Raw genomic sequence first — 13196 nt, forward strand, 5'->3', positions numbered from 1 at the left:
AAAGTCAATAAAAAGCTTGACATAGCGGAGAAAGGGGTGTAACGTATCAGACGTAGATTTGAAAATTCAATATTGTGTGTAAATTTTCTTATTCAGAGTGATGGAGATACATAGGATCTGTGAAGTCACGGCAACCCCTCTACGGAAGGTGCCAACCTGAGCGAGCAAATACTGTTATGGATGAGCGCTGTCAGAAGCGATATCCGCGATAGTTCGAACAATAAGAGGATTTGATTATCTATACGTCACTTCCACTTGTTTTTCGCAAGTGGTTTTTTTGTGTCATTTTACATGATGAGAAAGGGAGTAATAAGGAATGGAAAAGAGATTATTTACATCTGAGTCCGTCACAGAAGGACACCCGGACAAAGTCTGCGATGCAATTTCCGACGCGATTCTGGATGCGTGCATGGCAGAGGATCCAATGAGCCGTGTGGCTTGTGAGACGGCAAGCTGTACCGGATTTGTACTGGTAACCGGAGAGATTACCACAAAGGCAAAGCTGGATATTCCGGCGATCGTGAGACAGACAGTCAACGAGATCGGTTACAACGATGCGAAGACCGGATTTGACGGAAATACATGTGCAGTTATGGTAGCGCTCGATCAGCAGTCACCGGATATTGCCATGGGTGTAGACAAGGCACTCGAGGCAAAAGAGGGCGGGTTAAAGGATGAACTGGATACCGGTGCAGGAGATCAGGGTATGATGTTCGGTTATGCGACAAACGAGACACCGGAGCTTATGCCGTATCCGATTTCTCTCGCACACAAGCTGGCATTACAGCTGACCAGGGTGCGCAAGGACGGCACACTTTCCTATCTGAGACCGGACGGAAAGACACAGGTTTCCGTTGAGTATGATGAGAATGGAAAGCCGCTTCGTCTGGAAGCTGTCGTACTGTCCACACAGCATGATGATGATGTTACACAGGAGCAGATCCATGAGGATATCAAGAAATACGTGTTTGATCCGATCCTGCCGAAGGAACTGGTAGATGCACAGACAAAGTTCTTCATCAACCCGACCGGACGTTTTGTTATCGGCGGACCGCACGGAGATGCAGGTCTGACTGGGCGTAAGATTATCGTAGACACCTACGGCGGATATGCACGTCACGGCGGCGGCGCTTTTTCCGGTAAGGACTGCACCAAGGTAGACCGCTCCGCAGCTTACGCGGCACGTTATGTGGCAAAGAACATCGTTGCCGCAGGTCTTGCAGAAAAATGCGAGATTCAGCTTTCCTATGCGATCGGTGTTGCCCAGCCGACATCGGTTATGGTAGACACCTTCGGAACCGGAAAGCTTTCTGACGAGAAACTGGTGGAAATCGTTCGTGAAAACTTCGATCTCCGTCCGGCAGGAATCATCAAGATGCTGGATCTAAGAAGACCGATTTACCGTCAGACAGCGGCATACGGACATTTTGGACGCGCCGATCTGAACCTTCCGTGGGAGGCAGTCGATAAGGTGGAGACATTAAAGAAATATTTGTAGAGTTTTATGAAAAGTTTAGACAATTTTACATAAAATAAATAGGTTTTTGGATGTTTCGTGTTATAATGGGTCATAGAATTACAGTTCTATGACCCGTTTTTTTGCGGGAATTTGCGGGGTGGACAAAGCAGACATGAAGTTCAAAAATAAAATTATCATTTCATTTTGTATTATCATATTTATCCCCATTCTTCTTGCGGTGGCGGTGCTTTTCGGATTCCAGAAGATCCAGCTGAAGTCGATTGAACAGACATACGGCGTGGAGAGTGACGATTACAGTTATTTTTCTAATTCCATGCAGCTGCTCAGCCGTTTTACGCGCGAGTCCTTTGAGACGCTTCTGGATCTTTCAAAGCAGGATCCGGATAAGCTGGAGGATAAGGCGTTTCTGGAGCAGATGAATGACACTCTGCGCGAGAAGTATTCGTATCTTGTCGTGCGCAGGGGAGACGAGCTGATCTATGTGGGAGATGATAAGGAGGCGTCGCTGCTGACGGATCTGCCGGCCTACGGAGGGGAAGAGTCCGGGGCAGACACCGGCATCTATGTCGACGGAGACAAGCAGGCGCTGATCAAGCAGATTGATTTTGTGTATACGGACGGAAGCCAGGGCAGTGTTTTTATTATCACGATCCTCGAGGAGACCGTGCCGGAGTTGAAGAGCCTGATGGCGGATGTGGGGATCTCGATTATCCTGATCTTAATCCTGACAGCATGTATGCTGACCGTATGGATTTATACGAGTTTTATCAACCCGATCAAGAAGCTGCAGGTGGCGGCGCAGAACATTAAGGACGGTAATCTGGATTTTACGGTGGATGTGGAGACGAATGACGAGATCGGGGAGCTCTGCCGCAATTTCGAGGAGATGCGGCAGCGGCTGAAGGATAACGCAGAGGAAAAGCTTTCCGGTGAGCGTGAGAACAAGGCGCTGATCAGCAATATTGCCCATGATTTAAAGACGCCGATCACAGCTGTGAAGGGGTATGCGGAGGGACTTATCGACGGTGTGGCGGATACACCGGAAAAGCGTGACAAGTACATCCGGACGATTTATAATAAGGCGAATGAGATGGATACGCTCATCAATGAACTGACATTGTATGCGAAGATCGATACCAACCGCATTCCGTACAATTTTGCAAAGCTGAATGTGGCGGAGTATTTCAATGACTGCATTGAGGAGATCGGGCTCGATCTCGAGGCGAAAAACATCGGACTGGCATATTTTAATTATGCGGACGAGGATGTCCAGATTATTGCAGACCCGGAGCAGCTAAAGCGCGTGGTTAACAATATCGTGGGGAATTCGGTCAAATATCTGGACAAGCAGAAGGGATTTATCAATATCCGGATCAAGGATGTCGGTGATTTTATCCAGGTCGAGATTGAAGATAACGGCAGAGGAATTGCCGCGCGCGATCTGCCTTACATTTTTGACCGGTTTTACCGTGCGGATGCGTCGCGCAATTCTGCGACGGGAGGCAGCGGTATCGGATTATCGATTGTGAAGAAGATTATTGAAGACCACGGCGGTAAGATCTGGGCGACAAGCAAGGAGTCCATCGGAACCGTGATGTATTTTGTATTACGAAAATATCAGGAGGTGCCATATGAGCAGAGTATTGATCATTGAGGATGAGGTGGAGATTGCAGACCTTGAGAAGGATTATCTGGAACTCAGCGGATTTGAGGTGGAGATAGAGAATGACGGAACCGTCGGCCTGAAACGGGCGTTGACGGAAGATTTTGATATGTACATCCTGGATCTGATGCTCCCGGGCATTGACGGTTTTGAGATCTGTAAGCAGATCCGGGAGGAGAAAAACACGCCGATTCTGATGGTGTCGGCGAAGAAGGATGACATCGATAAAATTCGCGGCCTGGGACTGGGAGCGGATGACTATATTACCAAGCCATTTTCGCCGAGCGAGCTGGTGGCGCGCGTGAAGGCACATCTGGCGCGCTATGAGCGGCTGATCGGTAGCAATACGCCTGAGAATGATACGGTCGAGATCCGTGGAATCCGCATCGATAAGACGGCGAGACGTGTCTGGGTCAATGGCGAGGAGAAGCAGTTCACGACAAAGGAGTTTGACCTACTGACATTTCTTGCGGAGAATCCGAATCATGTATTTACGAAGGAAGAACTGTTCCGCCAGATCTGGGATATGGAATCCATCGGGGACATTGCGACGGTGACGGTACACATCAAAAAGATCCGCGAAAAGATCGAGATGAACACCAACAAACCGCAGTACATAGAAACAATCTGGGGAGTAGGGTACAGATTTAAGCTGTAGAGCTTAAATCGTAAGGATGTGTAAAGGTGTGCAAGGCAGGCGCTCCACAGCGAAGCTGTACTGAAATGAGCGCCTGCGCTGCGAAGCAGTAACAATCTGGGGAGTAGGGTACAGATTTAAGCTGTATAGCTTAAATCGTAAGGATGTGTAAAGGTGTGCAAGGCAGGCGCTCCACAGCGAAGCTGTACCGGAATGAGCGCCTGCGCTGCGAAGCAGCAACAATCTGGGGAGTAGGGTACAGATTTAAGCTGTAGAGCTTAAATCGTAAGGATGTGTAAAGGCGTGCAAGGCAGGCGCTCCACAGCGAAGCTGTACTGAAATGAGCGCCTGCGCTGCGAAGCAGCAACAATCTGGGGAGTAGGGTACCGGTTTAAGCTGTAATTTATAATTTGGAAGGAGTGCAGGAAAATGAAAAAGTATGTAAAACCAGAAGTTGTGGAGACAAAAGAGTATGCGGAGGGCGTATATCTGGCGAGCGGCGGTTCGACAGATAATTCGTCGGGACCGGAAGAAACTGTCTGTCGATTTGGCAGAAAGGAAGCAAACGCGGGTTCGGACACCTGCCAAGAGTGCTCTAAGAGCGGCGGGCAGAGAAATACGCCGCTTCCGGGCGAGGAGTCTGCGCGCGAAGCAGATTTTACCGGATGTATCGACGGCAGACCGGTAAAGAGATCATAGGCAGTAGGATGACAGAGCGGGCGAAGGAGAGCACAGATGAGTGGGAAAAAAATTGCAATCATATACAAAAGTCTGACAGGGAATACCAGACAGGTGGCAGAAGCAATACGGGATGCGCTTGGCGGTGAAGAGATTGTATACTTCGGTGAGCCGAAGCCGGACATTGTGGCGGATCTTTATTTTGTAGGATCCTGGACGGACAAGGGAAGCTGTGATGGAACGGTTGGTGAGTATTTGAAGCAGCTGGAAGGAAAAAAACTGGCGGTTTTCGGCACTGCCGGTTATGGTGGCTCCAGAGAATACTATCAGAAGCTGGCGTGCCGGGTAACGGAGTGCGTTCCGGATACCAGTGAGGTGCTCGGAAGCTTTTACTGCCAGGGGAAAATGCCGATCGGAGTGAGAAACCGCTATGTGGCGATGCTGCGGGAGCACCCAGAAGATCAGAAGTTGAATGCGAGCGTAAAAAATTTTGACGAGGCGCTTTCACATCCGGATGAGAAAGATTTTGCGGATGCACGCCAGTGGGCACAGACTATGGTGGATGCGGTTTAGAATATGGAGATCAGAATTTTATTTGAAGATGAGCAGATCATTGTCTGTGAAAAGCCGGCAGGCGTGGCAGTACAGACGAAAAGGCTCGGACAGGCGGATATGGAGAGCCTGCTCAAAAACAGGCGGGCGGGGAAGGGCGAGCCGCCGTACATCGGAGTGGTGCACCGGCTGGATCAGCCGGTATGCGGCGTGATGGTGTTCGCAAAGACGAAGGAGTCGGCGGCCGCACTCAGCCGGCAGATTGCGTCGGGGCTGGCGGACAAGTTTTACTATGCCGTGACAGACGGGGTGCCGGAAGCCGGAAAGGGGCAGTTTACAGATTATCTTCTGCGTGACGGCAGAACCAATACGTCTGCGGTTGTAGAAAGTAGTACGCCGGGAGCAAAGAGGGCAGAGCTTTCCTACGAGGTTTTAGAGCAGAAAAACGGGCGCGCCGTTCTTCGGATTCAGCTGGGAACCGGCAGACATCATCAGATCCGCGTGCAGCTGGCACATGCAGGGATGCCGATTGTGGGAGACCGGAAGTACAATTTTAAAGAGAATATGAAGCCGTCGGGGGAACCGCTCTGCCTCTGTTCGTACAAAATCGGGTTCAGACACCCGAAAACACGCAGAAATCTTGCGTTTGAAATTGACAACCCTTTCCATTTATCATAAAATCATTAGTTGTGCAGGAGCTGCACACAGACAACCTTGAAGCTGCTTGCAACGGCAGTAAGAGCTATGAAAAGGAGATAGATGATGGCAAAGGACAACAAGAAATTAGTAGAAGCGATCACATCGATGGATGTTGATTTCGCACAATGGTACACGGACGTGGTAAAAAAGGCGGAGCTGATCGATTATTCCGCGGTAAAGGGATGTATGATCATCCGTCCGGCAGGCTATGCGATCTGGGAGAATATCCAGAAAGAGCTTGACCGCAGATTCAAAGAGACCGGCGTGGAGAATGTATACATGCCGCTTTTTATTCCGGAGAGCCTGCTCGAAAAAGAGAAGGATCACGTGGAGGGATTTGCACCGGAGGTTGCATGGGTAACCTACGGCGGATTGAACCCGTTGCCGGAGCGTCTCTGTGTCAGACCTACATCTGAGACGCTGTTCTGCGATTTTTATAAAAATATTATTCACTCCTACCGTGACCTTCCGAAGGTATACAATCAGTGGTGCTCGGTAGTACGCTGGGAGAAGGAGACGAGACCGTTCCTCCGTTCCAGGGAATTCCTGTGGCAGGAGGGACACACCGCGCATGCGACCGCAGAGGAAGCCGAGCAGCGCACGATCCAGATGTTGAATCTGTACGCGGACTTCTGCGAGGAGGTACTGGCAATGCCGGTCATCCGCGGACGCAAGACCGAGAAGGAGAAGTTTGCGGGCGCGGAGGCTACCTATACGATTGAGGCGCTGATGCATGACGGAAAGGCACTGCAGTCCGGTACCAGCCATAACTTCGGCGACGGATTCGCAAAGGCGTTCGGTGTCCAGTATACCGATAAAGATAATAAGCTTCAGTATGTACATCAGACTTCCTGGGGTATGACCACACGTCTTATCGGTGCGATCATCATGGTACACGGCGATGATTCGGGTCTGGTTCTGCCGCCGAGAATTGCACCGGTACAGGCGATGGTGATTCCGATCCAGCAGTACAAAGACGGCGTCATGGATGCTGCAAAGAGCGTCTGCGAGCGCCTTGGAAAAGTATGCCGCGCGAAGCTGGATGACTCGGACAAGAGCCCGGGCTGGAAGTTCTCCGAGCAGGAGATGCGCGGAATTCCGGTTCGTATCGAACTTGGACCGAAGGACATCGAGGCAGGCAAGTGCGTGGTAGTGCGCAGAGATACCAGAGAGAAGATCGAGGTCGCACTGGAGGATCTGGAGCAGAAGATTCCGGAGATTTTAGAGACTATCCAGAAAGAGATGTTCGAGCGTGCAAAGGCACACCGCGACGCGCATATCTGGGATGCCCACAATTATGAAGAATTAAAGGACATCGCGGCAAACAAACCGGGATTTATCCGCGGTATGTGGTGCGAGGATCAGGCGTGCGAGGACAAGATCAAAGAGGAGCTTGCCGTGACATCCCGCTGTATCCCGTTCCATGATCAGGAGCAGATTTCCGGAACCTGCGTATGCTGCGGCAGACCGGCGCACAAGCTGGTATACTGGGGCAAGGCATATTAAGGAGAAGTGCGTGGATAAAAATGCAAAGATCAGCCTGCCTGCGAAGGTTGCGAGGATTCTGAATACCTTAGGCGAGCACGGATATGAAGCGTATGCGGTCGGAGGCTGCGTGCGCGATTCCCTGCTCGGGAGAACGCCGCAGGACTGGGACATTACGACCTCGGCGAGACCGGAGCAGGTCAAGGCTCTTTTCCGGCACACGATTGATACCGGGATCCAGCATGGGACGGTGACGGTCATGCTGGAGCATGAGGGATTCGAGGTCACAACCTACCGGATTGACGGAGAATACGAGGATGCGAGGCATCCAAAGGAAGTAGCGTTTACCGCGAATCTTCTGGAGGATCTGAAACGCCGCGATTTTACGATCAATGCGATGGCCTACAATGAAGTGACCGGACTGGTGGATGCCTTTGACGGAATCGGCGATCTGGAGAGAGGCGTGATCCGCTGTGTGGGAAATGCCATGGAGCGGTTTTCGGAGGATGCCCTTCGCATGCTCCGGGCGGTCCGTTTTGCGGCGCAGCTTGGTTTTTCGATTGAACAGGAGACACAGGAAGCCATTGCCGGACTGGCGGGCAATATAAAAAAGGTCAGTGCGGAACGGATTCAGGTCGAACTGGTAAAGCTTTTGACTTCGCCGAATCCGGGAGAGCTGAAAGTGGCATATCGCATGGGACTTACGGCTGTTTTTCTGCCGGAGTTTGACGTGATGATGGAGACGCCGCAGAACAATCCGCATCACTGCTGCAGTGTGGGAGAACATACGCTAAAGGCGATCGAAGCGGTGCCGGCGGATAAGGTGCTCCGGCTTACGATGCTGCTGCATGACATTGCAAAGCCTGCCTGCAGGACGACGGACAAAAAAGGTGTGGATCATTTTTACGGACATCCGGTGCGCGGAAGCGAGATGGCGCGTGGAATTCTGCGCCGGCTGAAGTTCGACAACGATACCACCGACCGGGTGTGCCGGCTGGTGCACTGGCACGATGATAATCCGGAGCTTTCCGGGAAGGCGGTCCGCAGGGCGGTGCACAGGATCGGCGTGGAACAGTATCCGGCATTGTTTGCGGTCAAGCGCGCGGATATTCTGGCGCAGAGCGGGTACCGGCGCGCGGAAAAGCTGGCGTATGTGGACGCATATGAACAGCTGTATCGGGAGTGCATGGAGAAAAAAGAGTGTCTTACGATCCGGCAACTGGCGGTTTCCGGTCAGGATCTGATTGCAGCCGGAATGCAGCCGGGAAAGCAGATCGGGGAGATGCTGAATGAACTGCTGGAACGGGTACTGGAAGATCCCGGGCTGAATACGAAGGAACAATTATTAAAAATTGTGACAGGAAAGATTTCTGATCAAAACAGGTCATGAAATAAAAACCCCTCACATATGATGAAGAGACACGGCAGAGCAGCCGCAGATCAATCATATGGAGGGGTTTTTGTGTATAATCGACCGGAGCAGGTATTGGAGCAGTACGACCTGGAAGTGAGAGCGGTTTCCAAAGGGCGTGAAAGTTATATTTGTGATACAACACAGGGGCAGTTACTTTTAAAAGAATACAAAGGCTCGGCGGAGCGGGCAGAGTTTCTCTCTGCCATACTCGGGCATCTGGGTGGACAGGGACTCTTAACGGAGCAGGTCGTGCGGACGAAGGAGGACGCCCCGATTGCCGTCGCGGAGGATGAGACAAAGTATATGGTATTGACGGCTGTTTCCGGGAGCGAGTGTGACACCAGAAACCGGGCGGACATGATCGCGGGGGCGGAGAAACTGGCAATGCTGCACAATGCGGCGGAAACTTATTCGGAGACGGTTCCGGAGTTTGTCTGCAACGACCCGAATGAACTGCAGGAACTGTATGAGAAGCATAACCGGGAACTGGTCAAAGTCCGGAATTACATACGGTCCAAGAAGAAAAAGAATGATTTTGAAGTGCTCTTTTACGGGCAGTATGAGCGCTTTATGGAAAAAGCAAGGCAGGTGGCACAGGAACTTTCGGCGATGGGACAGGGCGGGCAGAGCGCCGGGTTTTGTCACGGCGATTATAACCAGCACAATATTCTGTTTTCCAAAACCGGAATCGGCATTGTCCATTTTGAGTGCTTTTCCTACCAGATACAGGTCAGCGATCTGGCGAACTACATGCGGAAAATGCTGGAAAAAAACAACTGGAACACCGGACTTGGCATGGATCTCATCTGTGCGTATGACCATGTGCGCCGGCTGACTGCCGTGGAACTAAACTATCTGTATCTGTATATGGCATATCCGGAAAAATTCTGGAAAATTGCGAACCGCTACTATAACACACACAAGGCATGGGTGTCCGGACGCAATATTGAAAAGCTGGAAAAATTCATACGGCAGGAGGATGAGCGGGAACGATTCCTGGAAATGATGCGCCATTTCACCTTGCAGCCGCCCGCGTCCTGAGATAAAAGTTCCGCTGAGTTGTTTAATATGATATAATGAATCTTGACAGATTCATATTAGAAGTTCCGGTGGAACTTCGGATGCGCAGAAAGCAGCGCAAAAAAGAGGATATAATCAATCTGGCGGTACTTTTGCCGTAGAATTGTGTACACGATAAAGGAGCAGATATACTTGAAGAAGAAAATAGTTCGATGGATCCTGCCGGTCTGCATGATGCTGTTACTGGCAGGATGCGGAAAAAGCAGCAATACAGTTGTGACAGGAACTTACTATAATCCGTCAAAGGATGCGGAAAACACAGCACAGACCGTCGGGACGGAGGCGGATGCGAACGACGTGCTGGATGCAATGGAACAGGGGACGGAGCAGGAAGGCACGTCGATCGGAGCAGACCTGTTTTTAATCACTAACAATGATATGCAGGCGGAGTGTCTGATTTTAACACAGTTGAACTCCGGCAAGCAGTATATGTATAATTACACGATTGCTACCCGGTTCCTTGACAAATATGGCAGCCGGATGCCGGTGTCTGGATTTGACGCGGGTCGCATTATCCGTGTCGGGGAAAAAGATAAGCAGGGCAGGCTTGTGGAAGCGCAGATCTCCGATCTGGCGTGGGAATACCCGGATGTGACCAGATACAGTGTAGATGAGGAGCACGGTGCATTTAAGATTGCGGATACAAATTATTCGTATGATGAGGATCTGTTTGTGGTTTCGGACGGAAGTCCCCTCCAGCTTTCAGATCTGACGGCACTGGATACGCTTCGGGTGGTCGGAATTGACAAGAAAATATATTCCATCTCGGTGACCACCGGGCACGGTTCGTTAAAGCTGGTCAATACCAGTGTCTTTGATGGAAGTTACATTCAGGTGGGAAGCAAGGTGTTTGCCCAGATTACCGGAGAGATGACGATTGAGATTCCTGAGGGAACATACACGGCAGCTGTCGCGAATAACGGATACGGCGGAAGTACGGAGATTACGATCACGAGAGGTCAGGAGACGGTTCTGGATCTTGAGACGTTAAAGGGCGAGGGACCGAAGTACGGAAGCATTCTCTTCGCAGTCAATGTTGAGGGCGCATGGCTTCAGGTAGACGGGCAGCTGGTGGATTACAGCCAGCCGGTGGAACTACAGTATGGAGTGCATACGCTCACCGTGACGGCGGACGGTTATGATACATACAGCAAAAAGCTGTTTGTGAATTCACCGGAGGCAACGATCGCCATCGGAATGACAGGAGAATCGGGAAGCTCGTCGACTACGACCGGAAGTGAGACGCAGTCATCGGAGGCAGACAGCAGTACATCCACAGGAGAGAGCGCAGACGGACAGGCGGGAAGTCTCGCGGGAAGCCTGGCAGGAAGTCACTCGGACAGCAGTTCCTCGGGTTCATCTTCAAGTTCGTCTTCTACATCGACGGGAACATCGGACACGACGAGTGACGCTGCGCTGGATGCCATCGTAAACGAGATTCTGGACAAGAATGGAGACAGCTCCAGCAGCAGTTCCAACAGTAGCAGCACTTCGGATTATCTTTCCACCCTTACGTCCCTGCTCAATGCGCTTAAGGGAAATAATTGAGAGAATTGTATCAATTTATGACAGGAATGGTACTTGAAAAAGCAAAACAGGAAAGATAAGATAGGCTTAGAAAAAAAGCAGGAGGAATCTGAGATGGGATATAGAGAAACATATGAGTCATGGCTGAACAATCCGTATTTTGACGAGGCGACCAGAGCGGAGCTTCAGGCGATCGCTGGGAATGAGAAGGAGATTGAAGAGCGCTTTTACATGGATCTGGAGTTCGGTACTGCCGGACTGCGCGGCGTGATCGGAGCGGGAACCAACCGCATGAATATCTACACGGTGCGCAAAGCGACACAGGGACTGGCGAATTATATCTGCAAAGTGGGAGCACAGGCAAAAGGTGTTGCCATCGCGTATGATTCCAGACATATGTCCCCGGAGTTCGCCGACGAGGCGGCGCTTTGTCTTGCAGCGAACGGCATTAAGGCATATGTATTTGAATCGTTAAGACCGACGCCGGAGCTTTCCTATGCGGTGCGCAAGCTTGGCTGTACGGCGGGCATCAACATCACGGCAAGCCATAATCCGCCGGAATACAATGGATACAAAGTATACTGGGAGGACGGCGCGCAGATCACACCTCCGCATGACACAGGGATTATGGATGAAGTGAGAAACGTGACGGATTATGCTTCTGTGAAGACGATGCCGCTTGAAGAGGCAAAGGCAGACGGTCTGTATCAGACGATCGGTGCGGATATTGACGATCCGTATATTGCGGAACTGAAAAAACTGGTGCTTCATCAGGACTGCATTGACAAAGTTGCATCCGAGTTAAAGATTGTATACACACCGCTTCACGGAACCGGCAACCTTCCGGTACGCCGTGTGCTCAAAGAGCTTGGATTCACGAATGTCTACGTTGTGCCGGAGCAGGAACTGCCGGACGGCGATTTCCCGACGGTAAGCTATCCGAATCCGGAGGCGGCAGAGGCATTTGCATTAGGACTTGCACTGGGCAAAAAAGTAGATGCCGACCTGATTCTTGCGACAGATCCGGACGCGGATCGTCTGGGTGTTTATGTGAAGGATGCACAGACCGGAGAATACCACAGCCTGACCGGAAATATGTCCGGATGCCTGATTGGCGACTATGTGATCGGACAGCGCAAGGAGCTCTTCGGACTGCCGGAGGACGGCGCATTTATCCGTTCGATCGTATCCACGAATATGGCAGATGCGATTGCGGCATACTACGAAATAGATCTGATCGAGGTGCTGACCGGATTTAAGTTTATCGGACAGAAGATTTTAGAGTTTGAGGAGACAGGAAAGGGCACATACCTCTTTGGTATGGAGGAGAGCTATGGCTGCCTGCCGGGAACTTACGCGAGAGATAAGGATGCCGTTGCAGCATCGATGATGCTGTGCGAGGCGGCGGCTTACTATAAGACGAAGAACATGACACTCTGGGATGCAATGCTTGCCATGTATGAGCGTTATGGCTACTACAAGGATGATGTGACTTCCATCACATTAAAGGGAATCGAAGGACTGGCGAAGATCCAGGAGATTATGAATACGCTCCGTGAAAATGCTCCGGCAGAGATCGGTGGATACAAAGTGACGGCGGTGCGGGATTATAAGCTGGACACCATCACGGATACGGCAGCGGGTGCAGTGCGGCCGACAGGTCTGCCGAAGTCGAATGTTCTTTATTACGAGATGACCGACGGGGCATGGGTGTGCGTCAGACCGTCCGGAACCGAACCGAAAGTCAAATTTTATCTCGGCGTAAAGGGGACATCGCTCGCGGATGCGGACGCAAAATCAGAAGCGCTCTCAAAAGCGGTTCACGCATTGATCGACACCATGATGTAAACGCTTCCCAAACGTAAAAAAGCTCGGAAAATCCCCATATTTTGGGGATTTTTCTTGACAAAGAAAGAAAAAACAAGTATAAATATGAAGTAGGTATTTTGAGAACCTCGAATATTATTTATATTGAAAATCC

At 50.9% G+C, this 13196-nt stretch carries 11 protein-coding genes and 1 riboswitch; all 11 genes read left to right on the top strand.

Translation table 11 applies throughout. The features are described 5' to 3' along the window. The first annotated feature begins 85 nt into the window (after nt 1-85). Nucleotides 86-187, top strand: a riboswitch (SAM riboswitch). Nucleotides 188-316: 129 nt separating this feature from the next. The 11 genes from metK (at nt 317) to RHOM_RS02235 (ending at nt 13063) form a co-directional block, all read left to right on the top strand. Continuing rightward, nucleotides 317-1498, top strand: coding sequence for a methionine adenosyltransferase (gene metK / locus RHOM_RS02185; RefSeq protein ID WP_014078622.1), 1182 nt, complete (start codon nt 317-319; stop codon nt 1496-1498). Between the two features lie 133 nt (nt 1499-1631). After that, on the top strand, nt 1632-3134 hold the full coding sequence (locus RHOM_RS02190; protein WP_044024786.1) for a HAMP domain-containing sensor histidine kinase: 1503 nt from the start codon (nt 1632-1634) through the stop codon (nt 3132-3134). Continuing rightward, nucleotides 3112-3801, top strand: coding sequence for a response regulator transcription factor (locus tag RHOM_RS02195; protein ID WP_014078624.1), 690 nt, complete (start codon nt 3112-3114; stop codon nt 3799-3801). Before RHOM_RS02190 ends, RHOM_RS02195 begins: the two co-directional genes overlap by 23 nt. Before the next feature lie 408 nt (nt 3802-4209). Beyond that, nucleotides 4210-4479, top strand: coding sequence for a hypothetical protein (locus RHOM_RS02200; protein ID WP_014078625.1), 270 nt, complete (start codon nt 4210-4212; stop codon nt 4477-4479). A gap of 36 nt (nt 4480-4515) precedes the next feature. Beyond that, nucleotides 4516-5031 (top strand): flavodoxin family protein BilS, encoded by a 516-nt coding sequence (gene bilS, locus RHOM_RS02205; RefSeq protein ID WP_014078626.1) that lies wholly within the window; start codon nt 4516-4518, stop codon nt 5029-5031. 3 nt (nt 5032-5034) lie between these two features. After that, nucleotides 5035-5688, top strand: a complete 654-nt coding sequence (locus RHOM_RS02210; RefSeq protein ID WP_014078627.1) for an RluA family pseudouridine synthase — start codon at nt 5035-5037, stop codon at nt 5686-5688. An 84-nt stretch (nt 5689-5772) separates the two neighbouring features. Then, nucleotides 5773-7215 carry a proline--tRNA ligase gene (proS, locus tag RHOM_RS02215; RefSeq protein WP_014078628.1) on the top strand — a complete coding sequence of 481 codons (1443 nt, stop codon included), beginning with the start codon at nt 5773-5775 and terminating at the stop codon, nt 7213-7215. Between the two features lie 10 nt (nt 7216-7225). Further along, complete coding sequence (locus RHOM_RS02220) at nt 7226-8584, top strand: CCA tRNA nucleotidyltransferase (RefSeq protein ID WP_014078629.1); 1359 nt, start codon at nt 7226-7228, stop codon at nt 8582-8584. A gap of 72 nt (nt 8585-8656) precedes the next feature. Beyond that, nucleotides 8657-9649 carry a CotS family spore coat protein gene (locus RHOM_RS02225; protein WP_014078630.1) on the top strand — a complete coding sequence of 331 codons (993 nt, stop codon included), beginning with the start codon at nt 8657-8659 and terminating at the stop codon, nt 9647-9649. A 171-nt stretch (nt 9650-9820) separates the two neighbouring features. Further along, nucleotides 9821-11236, top strand: a complete 1416-nt coding sequence (locus RHOM_RS02230; RefSeq protein ID WP_014078631.1) for a hypothetical protein — start codon at nt 9821-9823, stop codon at nt 11234-11236. 93 nt (nt 11237-11329) lie between these two features. Continuing rightward, nucleotides 11330-13063 carry a phospho-sugar mutase gene (locus tag RHOM_RS02235; RefSeq protein ID WP_014078632.1) on the top strand — a complete coding sequence of 578 codons (1734 nt, stop codon included), beginning with the start codon at nt 11330-11332 and terminating at the stop codon, nt 13061-13063. Nucleotides 13064-13196: the final 133 nt, after the last annotated feature.

Source organism: Roseburia hominis A2-183 (assembly GCF_000225345.1).
In the GTDB taxonomy this organism is placed as follows: Bacteria; Bacillota; Clostridia; order Lachnospirales; family Lachnospiraceae; genus Roseburia; species Roseburia hominis.

What these genes read in the sequence shown, in the direction of transcription:
- metK (WP_014078622.1), top strand. Translation starts at nt 317, where the DNA reads ATGGAAAAGAGATTATTTACATCTGAGTCCGTCACAGAAGGACACCCG.
- RHOM_RS02190 (WP_044024786.1), top strand. Translation starts at nt 1,632, where the DNA reads ATGAAGTTCAAAAATAAAATTATCATTTCATTTTGTATTATCATATTT.
- RHOM_RS02195 (WP_014078624.1), top strand. Translation starts at nt 3,112, where the DNA reads ATGAGCAGAGTATTGATCATTGAGGATGAGGTGGAGATTGCAGACCTT.
- RHOM_RS02200 (WP_014078625.1), top strand. Translation starts at nt 4,210, where the DNA reads ATGAAAAAGTATGTAAAACCAGAAGTTGTGGAGACAAAAGAGTATGCG.
- bilS (WP_014078626.1), top strand. Translation starts at nt 4,516, where the DNA reads ATGAGTGGGAAAAAAATTGCAATCATATACAAAAGTCTGACAGGGAAT.
- RHOM_RS02210 (WP_014078627.1), top strand. Translation starts at nt 5,035, where the DNA reads ATGGAGATCAGAATTTTATTTGAAGATGAGCAGATCATTGTCTGTGAA.
- proS (WP_014078628.1), top strand. Translation starts at nt 5,773, where the DNA reads ATGGCAAAGGACAACAAGAAATTAGTAGAAGCGATCACATCGATGGAT.
- RHOM_RS02235 (WP_014078632.1), top strand. Translation starts at nt 11,330, where the DNA reads ATGGGATATAGAGAAACATATGAGTCATGGCTGAACAATCCGTATTTT.